Origin of the sequence: Magnetospirillum fulvum MGU-K5 (assembly GCF_000442515.1) — a bacterium.
Taxonomy (GTDB): Bacteria; Pseudomonadota; Alphaproteobacteria; order Rhodospirillales; family Magnetospirillaceae; genus Phaeospirillum; species Phaeospirillum fulvum_B.
The window spans coordinates 1-18,719 of the sequence record NZ_AQPH01000006.1; the positions used below are offsets into that span (position 1 = coordinate 1).

15 protein-coding genes are annotated in these 18,719 nt (G+C 68.0%); all 15 read right to left on the reverse strand.

Features of this window, described 5'->3' with window-relative positions; genetic code table 11:
- Positions 1–30 precede the first annotated feature (30 nt).
- On the reverse strand, positions 31–1,605 hold the full coding sequence (gene ftsZ, locus K678_RS02690) for a cell division protein FtsZ (RefSeq protein ID WP_021130922.1): 1,575 nt from the start codon (positions 1,603–1,605) through the stop codon (positions 31–33).
- 64 nt (positions 1,606–1,669) lie between these two features.
- A complete protein-coding gene (gene ftsA / locus K678_RS02695) occupies positions 1,670–2,920 on the reverse strand; it encodes a cell division protein FtsA (protein WP_021130923.1) in 1,251 nt (416 codons plus the stop codon).
- A 1-nt stretch (position 2,921) separates the two neighbouring features.
- Positions 2,922–3,917 carry a cell division protein FtsQ/DivIB gene (locus K678_RS02700; RefSeq protein WP_039851903.1) on the reverse strand — a complete coding sequence of 332 codons (996 nt, stop codon included), beginning with the start codon at positions 3,915–3,917 and terminating at the stop codon, positions 2,922–2,924.
- Positions 3,905–4,822: a D-alanine--D-alanine ligase gene (locus K678_RS02705; protein ID WP_021130925.1), complete on the reverse strand. Its 918-nt coding sequence runs from the start codon at positions 4,820–4,822 to the stop codon at positions 3,905–3,907. Before K678_RS02705 ends, K678_RS02700 begins: the two co-directional genes overlap by 13 nt.
- Positions 4,819–5,739 (reverse strand): UDP-N-acetylmuramate dehydrogenase, encoded by a 921-nt coding sequence (murB, locus tag K678_RS02710; RefSeq protein ID WP_039851905.1) that lies wholly within the window; start codon positions 5,737–5,739, stop codon positions 4,819–4,821. The genes K678_RS02705 and murB overlap by 4 nt, the downstream gene beginning before the upstream one ends.
- Complete coding sequence (gene murC, locus K678_RS02715; protein WP_021130927.1) at positions 5,736–7,172, reverse strand: UDP-N-acetylmuramate--L-alanine ligase; 1,437 nt, start codon at positions 7,170–7,172, stop codon at positions 5,736–5,738. Before murC ends, murB begins: the two co-directional genes overlap by 4 nt.
- A 4-nt stretch (positions 7,173–7,176) precedes the next feature.
- A complete protein-coding gene (murG, locus tag K678_RS02720; protein ID WP_021130928.1) occupies positions 7,177–8,292 on the reverse strand; it encodes an undecaprenyldiphospho-muramoylpentapeptide beta-N-acetylglucosaminyltransferase in 1,116 nt (371 codons plus the stop codon).
- Positions 8,289–9,419 (reverse strand): putative lipid II flippase FtsW, encoded by a 1,131-nt coding sequence (gene ftsW, locus K678_RS02725; protein ID WP_021130929.1) that lies wholly within the window; start codon positions 9,417–9,419, stop codon positions 8,289–8,291. Before ftsW ends, murG begins: the two co-directional genes overlap by 4 nt.
- Positions 9,416–10,801 carry a UDP-N-acetylmuramoyl-L-alanine--D-glutamate ligase gene (gene murD, locus K678_RS02730; protein ID WP_021130930.1) on the reverse strand — a complete coding sequence of 462 codons (1,386 nt, stop codon included), beginning with the start codon at positions 10,799–10,801 and terminating at the stop codon, positions 9,416–9,418. The genes ftsW and murD overlap by 4 nt, the downstream gene beginning before the upstream one ends.
- Positions 10,802–10,808: 7 nt before the next feature.
- Positions 10,809–11,897 (reverse strand): phospho-N-acetylmuramoyl-pentapeptide-transferase, encoded by a 1,089-nt coding sequence (gene mraY / locus K678_RS02735; RefSeq protein WP_021130931.1) that lies wholly within the window; start codon positions 11,895–11,897, stop codon positions 10,809–10,811.
- Positions 11,887–15,378: a UDP-N-acetylmuramoyl-L-alanyl-D-glutamate--2,6-diaminopimelate ligase gene (locus tag K678_RS19365; protein WP_269210497.1), complete on the reverse strand. Its 3,492-nt coding sequence runs from the start codon at positions 15,376–15,378 to the stop codon at positions 11,887–11,889. The genes mraY and K678_RS19365 overlap by 11 nt, the downstream gene beginning before the upstream one ends.
- A complete protein-coding gene (locus K678_RS18935; RefSeq protein WP_021130933.1) occupies positions 15,285–16,520 on the reverse strand; it encodes a peptidoglycan D,D-transpeptidase FtsI family protein in 1,236 nt (411 codons plus the stop codon). The genes K678_RS19365 and K678_RS18935 overlap by 94 nt, the downstream gene beginning before the upstream one ends.
- Entirely contained in the window at positions 16,517–17,125 is a 609-nt protein-coding gene (gene ftsL, locus K678_RS02755; RefSeq protein ID WP_021130934.1) for a cell division protein FtsL, read from the reverse strand. Before ftsL ends, K678_RS18935 begins: the two co-directional genes overlap by 4 nt.
- Entirely contained in the window at positions 17,122–18,093 is a 972-nt protein-coding gene (gene rsmH, locus K678_RS02760) for a 16S rRNA (cytosine(1402)-N(4))-methyltransferase RsmH (protein WP_021130935.1), read from the reverse strand. Before rsmH ends, ftsL begins: the two co-directional genes overlap by 4 nt.
- The gene (locus K678_RS02765) at positions 18,090–18,563 is read right to left on the reverse strand and encodes a division/cell wall cluster transcriptional repressor MraZ (protein WP_021130936.1); all 474 of its coding nucleotides are present in this window, start codon (positions 18,561–18,563) and stop codon (positions 18,090–18,092) included. Before K678_RS02765 ends, rsmH begins: the two co-directional genes overlap by 4 nt.
- Positions 18,564–18,719 lie beyond the last annotated feature (156 nt).

Genomic DNA, 18,719 nt, shown 5'->3' on the forward strand with positions numbered 1-18,719 from the left:
GTCAAGTCAGCGCGGTGGGGGCAAAGCCCCCTAAATGATCGTCAACGCTCTCAATTCGCCTGACGGCGCACGGAAGGCCGGAATGTCGAGATCCTCGCCCGAGCGCGGCGCGGTCGGTTCACGACGGGCTTCCATCCGGGGCGCGGGGGCCTCGGGGGCGCGGGGAGCCGGTGCCGCCGGAGCCGGGGAGATGGCATGGCGGCCGCGATTGACCAGACGATTGAGCAGGCTGCCAGCGCGGTGCGGTTCGGCTTGCGGGGCAGAATGCTGCGGCTGGCTGACCGGGGATTCGGCGATTTCCGACACCGCCCGGTGCAGGCTGCCCATGTCCGGCTCGATCTCGTCGGCATAGCGGCCCGGCATCGGCCGGTTGAGGCTGGGTTCGGGGCGCAGGTCCGGTTCGGCCCGCATCACCGGCTCGGCATGACGCAGGTCGATTTCGGGATCGCGGATCGCGGCCCGGGCTGCGGTTTGCGCAGCGGCGGCCGGAGCCTGAGCGGCCGGGGGAACGGTCAGCTTCTGCGGGCGAAAGCTCGGCTGCGGCGCGGCCTGGGCGGCGGCGGCGGGCTGAGCGGGACGGGCGGCGGGCTGCTGCGGGGTGCCGACCAGCGAGATCACCGTCGGCTTAGGCTGGGCGGCGGCTTCGCTGGCGATGCCGGTGGCGACGACCGAGACGCGGATCTGGCCGTTCAGCTTTTCGTCGAAGGTCGAGCCGAAGATGATGTTGGCTTCGGGATCGACTTCGTCGCGGATGCGGTTGGCAGCCTCATCGACCTCGAACAGGGTCATGTCCATGCCGCCGGTGATGTTGATGAGGACGCCCTTCGCGCCCTTCATCGACGTGTCGTCCAGCAGCGGGTTCGAAATCGCGGCTTCGGCGGCGTCGATCGCGCGCTTGTCGCCCTCGGCCTCGCCGGTGCCCATCATCGCCTTGCCCATTTCGCTCATCACGGTACGGATGTCGGCGAAATCGAGGTTGATCAGGCCGGGCATGATCATCAGATCGGTGACGCCGCGCACGCCGGAATACAGCACGTCGTCGGCCATCTTGAAGGCGTCGGCGAAGGTGGTCCGTTCGGTGGCGACTCGGAACAGGTTCTGGTTGGGGATGATGATCAGCGTATCGACATATTGCTGCATCTCCTCAATGCCCTGTTCGGCAGTGCGCATCCGGTGCGCGCCTTCGAAATGGAAGGGCTTGGTCACCACGCCGACGGTCAGGATGCCCTGTTCGCGAGCGGCGCGCGCGATCACCGGCGCGGCGCCGGTGCCGGTGCCACCACCCATCCCGGCGGTGATGAACACCATGTTGGTGCCGTTGATCTGGGTGAGGATGTCTTCGATGCTTTCCTCGGCGGCGGCGCGGCCGACGTCGGGGCGCGACCCCGCGCCCAGGCCCTGGGTGACCTGAGTGCCGAGTTGAATCCGCCGCTCGGTGCGGCTCTGGCCCAGTGACTGGGCGTCGGTGTTGGCGACGATGAACTCGACGCCTTCCAACCGCGACTGGATCATGTTGTTGACGGCGTTGCCGCCGGCGCCGCCGACGCCGATGACGGTGATGCGAGGCTTCAGTTCTTCATTGGCTCCGGGAAGAAAGGTCAACATGTTTGGTCCTCCGCGCTGTTTTCGGCCGCTTCACCCTCGGCCGTATGATGAGATTTCGTCCGGGTCAAAAATTACGTTTCAACCAGCCTCCCAGCCTGCCCCAGGCCGAGCCGCCATCGCCGCCGACGCTGATCGCCGCCCGTCGTCCCCGGCTGGGGGTGGGGGTATGGACCAGCGCATAGCGGATCAGACCGGCGCAGCCCGAAAATGCAGGGCCTCCGGTCGCTTCGGGCAGTCCCTGCAACCCGACGGGCCGCCCGAGACGCACCTGCTTGTCGAGCACCAGACCGGCCAGGTCGCGGGCGCCCTGCATCTGGCTGGCTCCGCCGGTCAGAACCACCCGGCGTCCAGCCATCTTGTCGAACCCGCCCTGTTCGAGCCGGGTGCGAACCAGTTCAAACGTCTCTTCCAGCCGGGGCTGGATGATCTGGATCAGCATCGAGCGGGGCACCTGATTGCTGGCCCCGTCCTCGTCCTCGCCGACCAGCGGCACCTTCAGGATTTCACGGTCGTCCGACGGCGTCGGGATCGCCGAGCCGTACAGCGTCTTCATCCGCTCGGCCTGAGCCACCGGGGTCGACAGGCCACGGGCGATATCGCTGGTGACGTGGGCACCGCCGATCGGAATCACGTCGGTATGGATCAATTGTCCGGCCAGGAACACCGCGATCGAGGTGGTGCCGCCGCCCATGTCGATGCAGGTGACGCCCAGATCCTTTTCGTCATCGACAAGGCAGGCCAGACCGGCGGCATAGGGGCTGACGACGCGCGCCTCGATATCGAGGTGGCAGCGATTGACGACGGTGGTCAGATTGCGGACCGGGCCGATCGCGGCCGAGATCACGTGGATCGCGACGCCCAGGCGGTCGCCGAACATCCCGCGCGGGTCCTTGATCCCCTCATTGCCGTCGATGGTGTAATCGACTGGAATGGCGTGGATCAGTTCGCGGTCGGGGCTTTCGTGATGGGCGCGGCCGTGATCGAGCATCCGGCGGATGTCGGCCTCGTTGACCGGATGGCCGTTCATCGCCACTTCGACCTTGACGTTGGCCGAGCCGGGCAGCCCGCCCGAGACGTTGACGACGACGGCGCGCACCCGCTCGCCCGCCATGTCCTCGGCGGCATCGACCGAGGCGCGGATCGAGGTTTCCAGTTCCTCCATATCGACCACCGCACCGTTGCGCATTCCGCGCGCCAGTTGATGGCCGATTCCGACAATGCGCGGCGTGCCGTCGTCCTGGACGCGCGCGATGAAGCAGCACACCTTGGCCGTGCCGACATCCAAAGCTGCGATCAGTCCGTTCCGTACAGCCACGTCAGTCCTCCTTTCCCAATCCAAGCGCGGGCGGCGGCGGCGGCGAAGCCTGCGGCGGGCGCTCCGCGCTTTGCGGCAGGTCGCGTCCGGGCCGCAACACCAGCCGGTCGGGGACGCGCATGTCGATCATCGCCAGCGGGCGGCTGGCCAGTCCTTTCGAACGCTCCAGTTCGGCCAGTCGGCTCCACGCCGCTTCCGGCTCGATTTCGGGCAGCCGCACCTCGACCCCGGTGCGGATATCGTCCAGGGTCAGGTTCCAACGGCGGTTGCCGACCCGGGTCGCCGCCTTGACCCGGACCGCGAGGTCGGGTTCGGACGACAGCATCGTCAGCAATTCGTCGGCCCGCGCCCCGGCCCCTTCGCCGACGACGAGCGGCAAATCCTCGAAGCCCTCGATGCTGCCGGGGATCACCTTGCCGTCGCGATCGACCAGGGTGTAGGTGCCTTCGTACTGCCACAGCGCCACCGGCTCGCGCTCGACGATCACCAGATGCAGGCTGCCGGGCAGGCGGCGTTCGATCACCGCAGCGCGGATGCCGGGCAGCGCTTCCAGCCGGTCGCGGGCGGCGGCGATGTCCAGGCCCAGGATCGGGTCGCCATGGCGGGCCCCCAGCGCGGTGACGATCTGGTCGGTCGGAATGCGGCGGCGTCCGGCGACGGTAATCTCGGTGGTGCGGAACCCGGCCAGGGCGGTCAGATGCAGCACGGATTCGCCGGTGTCGCGCCACGTCCGCTGTAGGACGCCGGACTGCCACACCGAGGCGCTGGCGACGAACAAAGCGGTGGCGGCGACGCCGATCGCGGCGAATTTCTGCACCGGGGTCAGATCGAACCGGAAGCGCTGGGCGCGGCGGCGGCCACGCGGAGCGGCGGCGCGCGTCTGTTTCGGCTGTTTCGGCTGACGCGGCGTCTTGGGCGGGCGCGGCGGCTCGCTCGACCGCACGCCGGGGCGGTCGTCGGGGGTGATCACGATGTCGGCGGCGCTCATGCGTCGCATTGGGCGTTCTCCACCATCCAGCGAACCAGTTCGGGAAAGGAGATCCCGGCGTGGGCCGCGATATCGGGCACCAGCGAGGTTGCGGTCATTCCTGGCTGCGTGTTGACTTCGAGCAGCACCAGCCGCGGTGCCTCGCCCGGTCGGGTATCGTCGTAGCGCAGGTCGGCCCGCGACACCCCACGGCACCCCAAGGCCCGATGCGCCGCCAGGGCCAGCCGTCCGGCTTCGGCGGTATCTTCGGGCGGCAGCGGCGCCGGCATGATGTGGCGCGAACCGCCGGGAGCATACTTTGCATCGTAGTCATAAAAACCATGCTCGGATGTGATCTCAAGCACACCCAGCGCCCGGTCGCCCATCACCGCCACGGTCAGTTCGCGGCCGGGAATAAAGGCTTCGACCAACACTTCGGTCCCCTCGAACGGCCAGTCCGCCAGCGGGTCGGCATTGCCGCCGTCGCGGACGATATGAACGCCGACCGACGAGCCTTCATTGAGCGGCTTGACGACATAGGGGCGGGGCAGGGGGGGCGCCTCGCCCCGGCGCACCACCTGTCCTTCGGCCACCGGCAGACCGGCGACGGCGAACAGCCGCCGCGCATAGGCTTTGTCCATCGCCGCCGCCGAGGCCAGCAGTCCGGAATGGGTATAAGGCAGTCCCAACAGATTCAAAATGCCCTGGACGCAGCCATCCTCGCCAAAACGGCCATGCAACGCGTTGAACACCACATCGGGGCGAGAGGCGCGAAGATCGCTGATCAAAGTGGCGGGATCGTGGCCGCATTCGACCAGGGTGACGACATATCCCGCCTGTTCCAGCGCCGCGCCGACCGCCTGACCCGACCGCAGCGAGACGTCGCGCTCGGACGACGCGCCCCCCATCAGGACGGAAACCCGAACCGCGCTCATGCCCTCACTCCAATCCGACGAATTTCCCAATGCAGATCGATCCCGCTGGTCTCGAAGACGCGGCGGCGAACCTCTTCGCCCAAATCCTCGATTTCGGCGGCGGTGGCTTCGCCCAGATTGATCAGGAAGTTGCAATGTTTCTCCGACACCCGCGCGCCGCCTCGGGTCAGGCCCCGGCATCCGGCGGCGTCGATCAGCTTCCAGGCGCTTTCGCCCGGCGGGTTGGCGAAGGTCGAACCGCCGGTGCGCGACCGCTGCGGCTGGGCCTCCTCGCGGGCGGTACGAATCTGTTCCATCCGGAGCGCGATCGCCTCGGGCTGGTCGGGACTGGCGGCCAAGGTGGCCGACAGCACGATCGCATCCTCGGGCAGCGACGAGCGGCGATAGCCCAGTCCCATCTCCGCCGCGTCCAGCCTGCGGGTCTGACCGGCACGGTCGAGCACCAGGGCAGAGCCGATCACGTCCTTGATCTCGCGCCCGAACGCGCCCGCATTCATCCGCACCGCGCCGCCGATCGTACCGGGAATCCCCGACAGGAATTCCAGACCGGCCAGTCCGGCGGCTTCGGCATGACGCGACACAGTGAGGTCCAGCGCCCCGGCACCGACCTCGAATCCGTTTTCGGTTTGGGTGATCGCGGCAAAGGCGGGGCCCAGCCGGATCACCGCGCCGGGAATGCCGCCGTCGCGGACCAGCAGGTTCGACCCGGCCCCGATCATCGTCACCGGCACCTCGGACGGCAACGCCGCCAGGAAGGTGGCCAGATCCTCGGCATCGGCGGGGCGGAACAGCAACTCGGCCGGACCGCCGACGCGGAACCAGGTATAGGGGGCCAGCGGCGCGTCGGGGGTCACCCGCCCGCGCAAGGGCGGCAGCGCATCGCGCCAATCGGCGGCGGGTGAGCGGGCAGCCATCATTCGCCGTCCTCCAATTCCGCCGGGGCCACGGTCAGCGCCGCCAAATCGGCGGGCAGAGCGTGCGCCCAATTGGTGATCGATCCGGCTCCCAGGCACACCACCATGTCGCCCGGCCGCGCCACCTCGTGGACGATCCCGGCCAGCGCCTTCGGCTCGGGCAGGGCCAGCACGTTGCGGTGGCCGTGCTCGCGCAGCGCCCGGACCAGGGCGTCGCGGTCGATGCCGGGGATCGGAGCCTCGCCCGCGGCATAGACGTCGGCGACGATCACGGTATCGGCGTTGTTGAAGCAGGTGCAGAACTCGGCCATCAGATTTTCCAGCCGCGAATAGCGGTGGGGCTGGACTACGGCGATCACCTGTCCGGCGCTGGCGCTGCGGGCCGCCTTCAACACCGCCGCGATCTCGACCGGGTGGTGGCCGTAATCGTCGATGACGGTGATGCCGTTGGTTTCGCCGACCCGGGTAAAGCGGCGCTTGACGCCCGAGAAGCCGCCCAGCGCCCGGCGCACGATGTCGTTGGGCAAGCCAAGCTCGACCGCTACCGCGATCGCCGCCAGCGAGTTCTGGACATTGTGCTCGCCGAACATCGGCAGGGTCAGCCCGGCGATGGTGCGCGACTGGCCGGTAACGCGGTCGGTGATCGCGACGTCATAGCGGGCACCGTCGCCCCCGAAGGTGACGTTGACGGCGCGGACCATCGCCTGGGGCGAGAAGCCATAGGTGACGATCTTGCGGTCGGGAACGCGGGCGATCAGGGTCTGCACCTCGGGATGGTCGATGCACAACGCGGCAAAGCCATAGAACGGAATGCTTTCGACGAAGCTGCGGAAGGCATCGCGCAGCCGGTCGAAGGTGCCGTAATGGTCCATATGCTCGGGGTCGATATTGGTGACGACCACGGCGGTCGAGGGCAGCTTGAGGAAGCTGCCGTCGGATTCGTCGGCCTCGACCACCATCCAGTCGCTGGCACCCAGCCGGGCGTTGGTGCCATAGGCGTTGATGATGCCGCCATTGATGACGGTGGGATCAAGCCGGGCCGCTTCCAGCAGCGCCGCGATCAGCGAGGTGGTGGTGGTCTTGCCGTGAGTACCGCCGATCGCGATCGCGTTTTTCAGCCGCATCAGCTCGGCCAGCATTTCGGCGCGGCGGACCACCGGCACCAGCCGCGAGCGGGCGGCGGCGACTTCGGGATTGTCGGGCTTGACCGCCGACGAGATCACGACAACGCGGGCATCGCCCAACGCCTCGGCGCTGTGACCGATCCGGACCGGAATGCCCATCTTGCGCAGCCGCTCGACATTGTAATTGTCGGCGATGTCGGTTCCCTGCACGGCATAGCCGAGATTGTGCAGAATCTCGGCGATACCGGACATGCCGATGCCGCCGATGCCGACGAAGTGAATGGTGCCGATGGACAGCGGCATGGTCCGCATGAAACTAGTTCCTCGTATCGGTCGGAATCTGAGCGACGACGAGGTCGGCCAGACTTTGAGCGGCATCGGCACGACCGGCGCGGGCAGCGCAATCGGCGGTACGGGCCAGGGTTTCGGGGGACTGGAACAGCCCGATCAGCCGGGCCGCCAGCGAGTCGGCGGTAAAACCATCCTGCGGCATCAGCCACGCCCCGCCATGCTCTTCGACGGCATGGGCGTTGGCGGTCTGGTGGTCGTCGATGGCGTAGGGGTAGGGGACCAGGATCGCCGGGCGACCCAGCGCGGTCAGTTCGGCCACGGTCGAGGCGCCGGACCGGGCGATCACCAGATGGGCGGCGGCGATCCGTTCGGGCGCGTCGGCGAAGAAGGTCTGCAAGGTCGCCTTGACCCCGTTGGCGCGATAGGCGGCCTCGACCGCCTCCAGATCCTCGGGGCGGCATTGCTGGGCGACGTCAAGGCGCTGTTTCAGCCCCTCGGGCAACAGCGCCAGTGCGGCCGGAACCACCTCGGACAGCACCCGCGCTCCCTGGCTGCCGCCCAGGATCAGCAGCCGGACCGGCCCGCTTTCGTCCAGCGGCGGATAGGGGGTGTCGCGCAACGCGGCAATCGCCGCCCGCACCGGCATTCCGGTATGGATCAGCTTCGCGGTCAGGCGCGGGTCGACATGCGAGACCTCGGGATACGAGGTGGCGATGCGGCCGACCCGGTTGGCCAGCAGCCGGTTGGCGCGGCCCAGCACCGCATTCTGCTCGTGCAGCACGGTGGGCAGACCGGCCATCGTCGCCGCCACCATCCCCGGCACCGAGGCATAGCCGCCGAATCCGACCACCACCGCAGGCTCCAGCCGCTTCAGCAGCGAGCGGGCCTGGAGAATCCCCACCCCCAACTCGGCGGCGGCGCGCAGCCGGGCCAACGGCCCGCGTCCGGCCAGCCCGCCCGCGCTGATGCGGTGGGTCTCCAACTGGCCCAGCGTGCCGCCATAGGCTTCGCCGCGACGGTCGGTGACCAGGGCGAGACGGTGGCCGCGCGCCAGCAGAACCCCGGCCAGTGCTTCGGCGGGAAAGACGTGCCCCCCGGTTCCCCCGGCGGCAAGGACGATCAGCTTTTGGGTCGCGCTCATGCGTCCAATCCTTCGCGGCCATAACGGGTGCGGGTCAGAGCCAGCACCATTCCCATTCCCAACGCCAGCGCCAGCATCGACGAGCCGCCATAGGAGATGAACGGCAGCGTCATCCCCTTGGCGGGCATCAGACGCAGCGTCGAGGCCATGTTGACGATCGCCTGCATCCCGAACTGGACCAGCAGCCCGGCGGTCGCCAGCACGACGAACAGATTGTCTTCCTTGACGAGGCGGGCGAGGCCGCGCAGCACGATGAAGGCGAACAGCAGCACCACCAGCAGGCACAGCAGCAGGCCGAATTCCTCGCCGCCGACCGCCAGGATGAAGTCGGTATGGGCGTCGGGCAGCACCAGCTTGACCTTGCCCTCGCCGGGACCGCGCCCGAACAGGCCGCCATTGCGGAAGGCGCTGAGCGCCGTTGTCACCTGATAGGCGTCGCCCGCCGACGGGTCGAGGAAGCGATCAACCCGCGACTGGACGTGGGGGAAGAAGTGATAGGCCACCACCGCGCCGACCGGGGCCGCCAGTCCCAGCGCCACCACCCACAGGATCGGCAGACCGGCCAGGAAGAACTGGACTGCCCAGATCGCCGCCAGGATCACGGTCTGGCCGACATCGGGCTGGATCAGCAACAACAGCGCGGTCAGGCCGAACAACCCGGTGGCGATGATCCGGCCGGGGAAACCCGGCTCCAGCCGGGCCGAGGCGAACATCCAGGCGGCGACGACGGCAAAGAACGGTTTGGCGAATTCCGACGGCTGCACCGACAGGCCGCCCAGCGACAACCAGCGTCGTGCGCCCTTGACCTCGGCCCCTAGCACCGGCACCAGCGCCAGCAGCACCAGCGAAACCAGCAGCCCGACCACCGCCGTCCGCCGCACCTGTTTTGGCGTCAGCAGCGAAATCCCCAGCATCAGAACCACCGCCGGGGTGAGGAAGACGAACTGGCGGCGGACAAAGTGAAAGCTTTGCGCGCCAATCCGTTCGGCCACCGCCGGGCTGGCCGCCATCGTCAACAGCGCGCCGACCGCGATCAGCAGCAACAGCGCGGCGATGGTCCAGCGATCGACCGTCCACCACCAGCGGCCCAGAACAGAGGTATCGGTGCGGCCGAAGGTGACGCTCATTGGATGTCCCCCTCAGGCGCCGGGCGTTCGGCGTCTTCGCACAGGGACTGGACCATCTCGCGGAACACGTCGCCGCGATGCTCGAACGATTTGAACTGGTCCCACGAGGCGCAGGCGGGCGACAGCAGCACCACCGAACCGGGCTGGGCGGTCCGCTGGGCCAGATCGACCGCGACTCCCAATTCGCCGCAGCAGGTATAGGGCACCTTGCCCGCCAGGGTGCGGACGAACGCCTCGGTCGATTCGCCGATCAGATAAGCGTGGGCGATGCGGGGGAAATAGGGGGCCAGCGCGTCGATGCCGCCTTCCTTGGGCCGTCCGCCGACGATCCAATGGATCGTGTCGTGGCAGACCAGGGCCTTTTCGGTGGCGTCGGCGTTGGTCGCCTTGGAATCGTTGATCCAGGTGACACCGTCACGCTCGGCGACCAGTTCCTGGCGATGGGCCAAACCGGGATAGCTGGCCAGCGCGGCAATGATCGTCTCGGGCGGCACGCCCTCGGCGCGGGCGACGGCATAGGCGGCGCAGACATTCTGCCAATTATGGCGGCCGGGCAGGCGGGGGAAGCGCCGAAGGTCGGCGACCGGCACCCCATTGTCGAGCAGCACCCCGTCGGGGGCCGACACGCCCTGGGCCAGCGCGGCCAGAACCGAAATCCGCACGACCCGCAAGCCTTGTCCGCTCAATTCATCGGCAATCGCCCGGCAGGGCTCGTCATCGACGGCGACGACCGCCGTTCCGCCCGGCACCAGATAATCGAACAATTTGCGTTTGGCGGCGATATAGCCCGCCATCCCACCATGACGGCCGAGATGGTCCGGGGTGATGTTGAGCAGCGCCGCCGCTTTCAGCGCCAGCCCATCGGACAGTTCCAACTGATAGGACGACAGTTCCAGAACGATGCTGCCGCCCTCGGGCAGGTCGGCCAGATCGAGCGCGGCGGTGCCGAGATTACCCCCGGCGGCGGTCGGCCTGCCTGCTTCGGCCAGCAGATGGGCCAGCAGGGTGGTGGTGGTCGATTTGCCGTTGGTGCCGCTGATGGCGACAAAGCGGGCGTCGGGGCGGGCGCGGGCGAGCAGGGCGACATCGCACACGACAGGAATCCCGGCGGCGCGGGCGGCCTCGGCCAGCGGATGCGGTTTGGGGTGAGTGTGGGGGATGCCAGGGCTCCACACCACCAGATCGGCGGTGACGCGTCCGTCCTGAAGCGGGTTCGCCACCGGAATCCCGGTGGCGGCGGCGGTGCGGCGGGCGGACTCGTCATCGTCCCAGGCCAGCAGGGTTGCCCCACCAGCCAAAAGCGCGCGCGCGGTGGCGGTGCCGGATTTCCCCAGCCCCATCACCGCGACGGTCTTTCCCTTCAGGAAGGTGACCCCGATCATCCTCGCCTCATCGCAACTTCAACGTCGACAGCCCGGCCAGCGCCAGGATGGTGGCGATGATCCAGAAGCGGATCACCACCGTCGGCTCGGCCCAGCCTTTTTTCTCGAAATGATGGTGGAGCGGTGCCATCCGGAATACCCGCTTGCCGGTCAGCTTGTACGAGGTGACCTGGACGATCACCGAGACCGTCTCCAGCACGAACAGACCCCCGACGATCCCCAGCACCAGTTCGTGCTTGGTCACCAGCGCCACCGCGCCCAGCGCGCCGCCCAGCGCCAACGAGCCGGTATCGCCCATGAACACCATCGCGGGCGGGGCGTTGAACCACAGGAAGCCCAGCCCGGCGCCGACCAGCGCACCGCAGAACACCGCCAGTTCGCCCGAGCCGGGGACGTAATGGATCTGGAGATAATTGGCAAACACGGCATGGCCGACCAGATAGGCGATCACCGCGAAAACACCCGACGCGATCATCACCGGGACGATCGCCAGCCCGTCCAGACCGTCGGTCAGGTTGACGGCGTTGCCCGCTCCCACCACCACGAACACGGCGAAGGGGAGATAGAACCACGACAATTGGACCAGCATCGTCTTGAAGAACGGCACCGCCAACGCGCCCGCCAGCGGCTCGCGTTGCAGCGAGAACACCCAATAGGCGGCGATCAGGGCGATCACGATCTCGCCGACCAGCTTCAGACGGCCGGGCAGGCCCTTCGGGTTCTTCTTCGACACCTTGAGGTAATCGTCGAGAAAGCCGATCAGGCCATAGCCCAGCGTCACCAGCATCACGATCCAGACATAGGGCGAGCGCAGATCGGCCCACAACAGAGTCGAAACCGACAGCGCCATCAGAATCAGCAGGCCGCCCATCGTCGGCGTGCCCTTCTTGGTCAACAGGTGGCTTTCGGGCCCATCGGTGCGGATCGGCTGGCCCTGCTTCTGCCAGGTGCGCAGCCAGACGATCAGACGCGGGGCGAGCATGAACGAAACGATCAGCGCAGTCAGGGTCGCCCCGACCGTGCGGAAGGTGATGTATTTGAACAGATTGAAAACCGCAATCTGATCGGCCAGGGGATATAGAAAATTATATAGCATCTTGCCCTGGCACCCTTTCCGTCAGAGCTTGAACGACACGGTTCATGCGGCTACCCGCCGAACCTTTGACCATCACCACATCACCGGGGCGCAAGCCCTCCAGCACCAGCGGGATCACTGCTTCGGCCGAATCGGCATGGCCGCCGCGACGCGCAACGTCGAGCGCCCGATGCAGATGACTCATCAGTGGCCCGGCGGTGTACACCAGATCGATGCCCCAGGTCTCGATCGCTTCCGCAAGGCCGACATGCAAAGCTGGTGAGTCTTCTCCCAATTCCAGCATGTCGCCCAACACCGCGATCCGCCGCGCGCCCTTGGCCGGGCGGGACGAGGCCAGGGTCGCGATCGCCGCCGCCATCGACACCGGCGAGGCGTTATAGCTTTCGTCGATCACTTCGATGTTGCCGCCGCCGAACGGCAGCCGCTTGCGCTGGCCGCGTCCCTTGGGCGCGGTCATCGCGCCGAGCGAGCGCGCCGCCCGGATCGGATCGGCCCCCAACGCCTCGGCGGCGAGCAGCACCGCCAGCGAGTTCAGCGCCCAATGCTGACCGGGCACGCCGACCCGATAGGCCAGCGCCCGCTCGTCGATCAGGGCGAACACGGCGGTCGAGCCGGGATCGATGCCGCAATCGAGCAGCCGGGCGGTCGAGTCGATATGGTTGCCAAACGACCGGGTTTTGTGGCCCAGGATCGCGGCGGCCCCGGCCAGACGGTGGTAATGGCGGTTGTCGCGGGGCAGCACCGCAATCCCGCCGGGTTCAAGCCCGCTCAGGATTTCGGCCTTGGCGTCGGCGATCTCTTCGGTCGAGCCGAAAAATTCGAGATGGACCGCCTCGACGGCGGTGATGATCGCGACATGGGGGCGGACCAGTGCCGACAGCGGCGTCAGTTCGCCCGGATGGTTCATCCCCAGTTCGAACACGGCAAAGGCGGCGTCGCGCGGCATCCGGGCCAGCGACAGCGGCACGCCGTAATGATTGTTGAGGTTGCCCGCCGTGGTGTGGGTCGGCCCCAATTCGGCCAGGGCCAGCCCCAGCATTTCCTTGGTCCCGGTCTTGCCGACGCTGCCGGTGATCGCGGCGATCCGGGCATTGGAGCGGGCGCGGGCGGCCCGGCCCAGCGCGGTCAGGGCGGCGGTGGTATCGGCGACCAGCAGCAATGGCGCGTTTTCGGCGATCCCCTCGGGGCGACGCGAGACGATCGCGGCGGCGGCTCCGGCTTCCAGGGCGGCGGCAACATGATCGTGGCCGTCATGAACCGGACCGGCCAGGGCGACGAACAGGTCGCCGTGACGGATAGAGCGGCTGTCGATCGAGACGCCGAAGGCAAGCCAGCCGGGGCCGGTCGCGGTGCCCGAGGTCGCCTCGGCGGCTTCGGCGCTGGTCCATAGCGGCAGGTCGGCCCCCATATGACCGTCAGCGGCGGCGACGGCGGCGCGGGCTTCGGCGCAATCGTCGAACGGCAGCACGGATTCGCCGACGATCTGGCCGGTTTCGTGTCCCTTGCCCGCGATCACCAGCACGTCGCCCGACCCCAGACCGGCAATCGCGGTGCGGATCGCGGCGTGGCGGTCGCCGATCTCGACCCCACCCAGGCAGCCGCCCAGGATCGCGGCGCGGATCGCGGCGGGGGATTCGTCGCGGGGATTATCGTCGGTGATGATCGCGGCGTCGGCCAACCGCCCGGCAATCGAGCCCATCAATCCGCGCTTGCCCGGATCGCGGTTGCCGCCGCAGCCGAACAGCGCCACCAGCCGGCCCGAGGCATGGGGCTTCAACGCCCGCAACACGGTTTCCAGCGCGTCGGGGGTGTGGGCGTAATCGACAAAAATCGCGGCGCCGTTGGCGCGTTCGGCCACCCGCTGCAACCGCCCCGGCACGCCCTCCAGATGCTCCAGCGCGGCCAGGGCGCGGTCGGCATCCTCGCCGATCCCGATCGCCAGCCCCAGTGCCGACAGCGCGTTATGGGCCTGGAACCGTCCCGCCAGCGGCAGGGCGACCGAAACATCGCGGCCGAACAGGGTCAGGTGCAAATCCTGGCCATTGGGGGTCGGCTTGGCCTCGATCAGGCGGATGTCGTTGCCGGCAGCACCGGTGGTGATCAGGCGGCGGCCATGCCGGGTAGCGGCGTCGGCGAAATAGGGCGACCAGTCGCTGTCCATGTCGATGACAGCGACACTGTCGCCATGGAGTAACTCGCTGAACAATCGCCGCTTCGCCGCCGCATAGGCTTCCATGTCGCGGTGATAATCAAGATGGTCGCGGGTCAGATTGGTGAAGGCGGCGGCTTTCAGCGCCACTCCGTCCAGACGCTCCTGATCAAGCCCGTGACTCGACGCCTCCAGACTGGCATGGGTGACACCCATCCCGGCCAGCTTGGCCAGGATCGCGTGCAGCGCGACCGGGTCGGGGGTGGTCAGCCCGCCCTGATTGTCCCACCCCTCGGCGATCACGCCCAAGGTGCCGATCGCGGCGGCGCGATGGCCCAACGTCCCCATGATCTGGCGGAAGAACCAGGCGGTCGAGGTCTTGCCGTTGGTGCCGGTCACCGCCACCATCGTCTCGGGCTGGGCACCGGCAAAGGCGGCGGCCAGCAGGGCAAGACGGCGGCGCGGATGCGGGGCGTGGATCAGCGCGACCGAGTCTGGCAATCCGTCAACGATGCTGCCATCGGGCACCAAGATCGCCACCGCCCCCGCGGCCAGCGCGGCCGGGATGAAGGTGCGCCCGTCATTGCGGCTACCGGGCAGGGCGGCAAACAGAAAGCCGGGGCGGACCTGACGCGAATCGGCGGTCAGCCCGGTGATGATGGGATCGGGGCCGGTATGGCTGGGAAGCAGATCAGTCAACCGCGGCAACGTCGTGCCCTCCCGTCTGGGTGGTGGCGGTGGCAGGGCGTCCGTCGCGGGTGCGATCGGCGACCGGTTGGGGGGAGCGACCGGCTTGGGCATCAGCCCCAGCAACGGCGCAATCTGGGCGATGATCCGACCGGCCGAGGGGGCGGCGGTCCAGCCGGCGGCGATGAACCCATAGGTCTCTCGCGTCGATTGCGGCTCGTCGACCATCACCAGGACGACATAGCGGGGATCGTCCATCGGGAAGGCGGCGATGAACGAGGACAACACCGCCTTACGACGGTATCCGCCATGGCCGACCTTTTCGGCGGTGCCGGTCTTGCCGCCGACATCGTAACCGGGGACGTTGGCTTTCTTGCCGGTGCCTTCGGTCACCACCATCCGCATCAGGTCGCGGATCTGGGCCGAGGTCTTGGGCTTGATCACCCGGACGCCGGGAATTTGCTCGTCGGGCGCGTGGGCGATCAGGGTGGGATTGCGGTACTCGCCGCCATTGACCAGCGCGGCGGTGCCAGCCAGCAATTGCAGCGGCGTCACCGACAGGCCATGGCCGAACGAGATCGTGATCGTGTTGATCTCGCGCCAGGGATTGGGGACCAGCGGCGCGCCGACCTCGGGCAGTTCAATCGCCGGGGGGCCAACATCCCGATCCGGGCCATAAAGGCGCGCTGGGCCTCGGTGCCGACCTCCAGCGCCATCCGCGCCGAGCCGATGTTCGAGGAATGGATCAGGATTTCCGGGACGCTCATCCAACGGTTCTGAGCGTGGTCGTCGTGGATGACGTGCCCGGCGAACACCAGCGGCTTGGTGGCATCAAAGCTGCTGGTGACATTGATCCGGCCGCTGTCGAGCGCGACCGCCGTGTTGAACAGCTTGAAGGTCGAGCCCATTTCGTACGCGCCCTTGGTGGCGCGGTTGAACAAGGCGGGATCGGTCCCCGGCGGCGGGTCGTTGGGGTCGAAATCGGGCAGGCTGACCATCGCCAGCAATTCGCCCGAACGGGCATCCATCACCATTCCGGTGGCGCCGATCGCCCGGAACTCGGCTACGGCGCGGGCCAGTTCGTCGCGAACGATGGTCTGGGCCCGGATGTCGATCGACAGCATCAGCGGCTCGCGGCTTTCGCGCAACGTGGTCTCGAACCGCTTTTCGATCCCGGCGATGCCGCTATTGTCGATGTCGGTCATGCCGACGACGTGGGCGAGCAGGCTGCCGTGGGGATAGATCCGGCTTTCGCCTTTTTCGAATTGCAGGCCGGGAATGCCCAGCGCGTTGACGTCCTGATGCTGGCGTGGCGTCAGGTTGCGGCGCAGATAGACGAACTGGCGCGAAGACGACAGCGCCGCCGCGGTTTCGGCGACGTCGAGTTCCGGCAAAATCTCGCACAGGCGGGCGGCGGCCTGTTCGACATCGACGCGGGCGGCGCGGATATCGTCGGGCCGGGCGAACAGCGACACCGTCGGCAGCGACGACGCCAGCAGAACCCCGTTGCGATCGGTGATGTCGGCCCGTTCCATCTCGAGCCCATCGGTCCGGGCCTTGGCCTGTCCGCTTTGGCGCGCGGGCTGCTGGTCGAGCACCGAAACATCGACCAGCCGCACCACGATCACGCCAAAGATCGCCACGAACGCGAAGGCGGTCGCGATCAGGCGCGACCGCCCTGTTTCAAGTGCTTCGCTCCGCACGCCGTCAAGCCGGACAGCGATCCCCGCCTGGAGATCGTCGCCGGCGTGAAAACCGGGGCGGCGGCGCGATGGGAATAATCTCATCGGCCATCCCCGTCGAAGACCGGATCACCCTGAGCCAACGCGGGCGAGCGGATCACGATCGAATGCCCGCCGCCACGGGCGGGTTGCATGATCGGGGGTGGGGCGACGGTGGGGAGCGGCGGTGGCGGCGGGGCCGTAACCGCCGTTTCGGCGTGGGCCAGAACCGGCTCGGCGCGAGGATGCGGCAAGGGTGCGGCCGGAACCGGACGCGGCGCGGGCTTCTCGGCCGGGCGGGCGGCGGCGGTGCGGATCAACGCCGCGTCCGACTTCAACACGGCGGGTTTGGGCCGGTTTTCGGCCAGCTTGGTCGGCTGAACCGGCAATCCGTCGCGCAGCACCGCGTCAAGCGACGCCATCTGGGTCGGCTGAACCGGATGCATGCCGAGGTGACGCTCGGCCAGCGCCCGCAGCCGGGTGGGATCGTTGAGATAGGCCCATTCGGCCCGAAGGACGTGGACGCTTTCCTGATTGGCGCGGATTTCGGCGTTCAGCGCGGTCAGGCGGCGTTCCTGGTCCTTCACTTCATGTTTGACCAGGAACAGTCCGACGCCGATGCAGGCGGCCAGTCCGATCCAAAGAACAGTTCCGAGGATGCCGCGTTTCATGCTGCCCTCCCGGTCGTCTGAGGCCAAGCCGGCGCTTCGGTGCGGGCGGCAGCGCGCAGTCGCGCCGACCGGGCGCGGGGGTTGCGGGCCAACTCGTCCTCGCCGGGGCGGACGGCGCGGCGTTGAATCAGGGTGAAGCTGGGCCGAGGCCCGGCTCCGCCATGGGGAAGATGGCGCGACGGCAGGGCGGCGGCGCCCGAACGGTCGCGCAGGAAATCCTTAACGATCCGGTCTTCCAGCGAATGGAAGGTCACCACCACCAGCCGTCCGCCGGGGGCAAGCAGGCTCTCGGCGGCGGCGAGGCCGCGCTCCAGTTCGCCCAACTCGTCATTGACGGCGATCCGCAGCGCCTGGAAGGTGCGGGTGGCGGGGTCGATCCCATCGGGATGGCGCGGCACCACCTTGCGCACCAGCGTCGCCAGTTCTCCGGTGCGGCGGAACGGCTGCTCCTTGCGGGCTTCGACGATGGCCCGGGCGATCCGGCGCGACAGCCGTTCTTCGCCATAGCGATACAGGATGTTGGCCAGATCGGCTTCGGGGGTGGTGTTGACGATGTCGGCGGCGTCGGGGCCCGACCGTTCCATCCGCATGTCGAGCGGCCCGTCTTTCGAGAACGAGAAGCCGCGCTCGGCCTCGTCGATCTGCATCGACGACACACCGATATCAAGCACGATCCCGTCCAGCGTCCCGATGGCATCCTCGCCCAGCAGGCTGGCCATCTCGCCGAACCGGCCGGGGACAAAGGTGAAGCGGCCGGGATTTTCGGCCTCCAGCGCCTGTCCCCGTGCGGCGGCGGTGGGGTCGCGGTCGATTCCGCTCAGGTGGCAGCCGGGCGCGGCGGCGAGGATCGCCCGGCAATAGCCTCCGGCCCCGAAGGTCCCGTCGAGATAGCGGCCGCCGTCGCGCGGGTCGATCGCGGCGATCACCTCGGCCAGCAGGACGGGAAGATGGGGGGCGGCGGCGCTCACGATGGGTCTCCGGAAACGGGGTGGGGTCGCAACGGCAGGGTCGGGCGGGTCTTCAGGGCACGGGCGCGGATATCGGCCTCGATCTCTCGATAGGTTTCGGGACGCCAGATCTGGAAGGTCCGGCCCTTACCGACGAAGGCGGCGGTCTCGTCCAGTCCGGCATGGGCAATCACGTCTTCGGGCAACAGGATGCGTCCTTCGGCATCCCATCCGAGTTGGCGCGCATCGGCAAAGATCAGCGCGCTCAGTTCTTCCTGTTCCGGGCTGAACAGGTCCAGGCTTTCGGCACTGGCCGACAACCGTTCCATGAAATCGATGCCGCAGCCTTCGGCGCAGGCCTGGGTGAACGAGCGGTAGGTCACGATCCCCTGGAAGGACAACGAGGCCAGGGCAGAGCGGAACGGTGCCGGGACCGACACCCGGCCCTTGCGGTCGACCTTATTGACGAATGTGGAGAGGAACAGAGCCACCCTCGTCCGCCTTGTCCTGAGATTGCCCGAAAACCCATGGGCGTTGACGTCGCCCTTTTGCCCGCAGCGTTACGGCACACGACTCCCCTGGTGTGGCCGACTGGGTACTGATGGGATACCATGGGATGTCATGGGCGTCAATGGAATCAAATAGTA

Bases quoted from the DNA above. Each gene is read 5' to 3' on its own strand.
- K678_RS18935 (WP_021130933.1), bottom strand. From the start codon at position 16,520: ATGAGATTATTCCCATCGCGCCGCCGCCCCGGTTTTCACGCCGGCGAC.
- murC (WP_021130927.1), bottom strand. From the start codon at position 7,172: ATGCGGACCATGCCGCTGTCCATCGGCACCATTCACTTCGTCGGCATC.
- ftsZ (WP_021130922.1), bottom strand. From the start codon at position 1,605: ATGTTGACCTTTCTTCCCGGAGCCAATGAAGAACTGAAGCCTCGCATC.
- K678_RS02705 (WP_021130925.1), bottom strand. From the start codon at position 4,822: ATGAGCGCGGTTCGGGTTTCCGTCCTGATGGGGGGCGCGTCGTCCGAG.
- ftsL (WP_021130934.1), bottom strand. From the start codon at position 17,125: ATGAAACGCGGCATCCTCGGAACTGTTCTTTGGATCGGACTGGCCGCC.
- ftsW (WP_021130929.1), bottom strand. From the start codon at position 9,419: ATGAGCGTCACCTTCGGCCGCACCGATACCTCTGTTCTGGGCCGCTGG.
- murG (WP_021130928.1), bottom strand. From the start codon at position 8,292: ATGAGCGCGACCCAAAAGCTGATCGTCCTTGCCGCCGGGGGAACCGGG.
- murB (WP_039851905.1), bottom strand. From the start codon at position 5,739: ATGATGGCTGCCCGCTCACCCGCCGCCGATTGGCGCGATGCGCTGCCG.
- mraY (WP_021130931.1), bottom strand. From the start codon at position 11,897: ATGCTATATAATTTTCTATATCCCCTGGCCGATCAGATTGCGGTTTTC.
- K678_RS02700 (WP_039851903.1), bottom strand. From the start codon at position 3,917: ATGCGACGCATGAGCGCCGCCGACATCGTGATCACCCCCGACGACCGC.
- murD (WP_021130930.1), bottom strand. From the start codon at position 10,801: ATGATCGGGGTCACCTTCCTGAAGGGAAAGACCGTCGCGGTGATGGGG.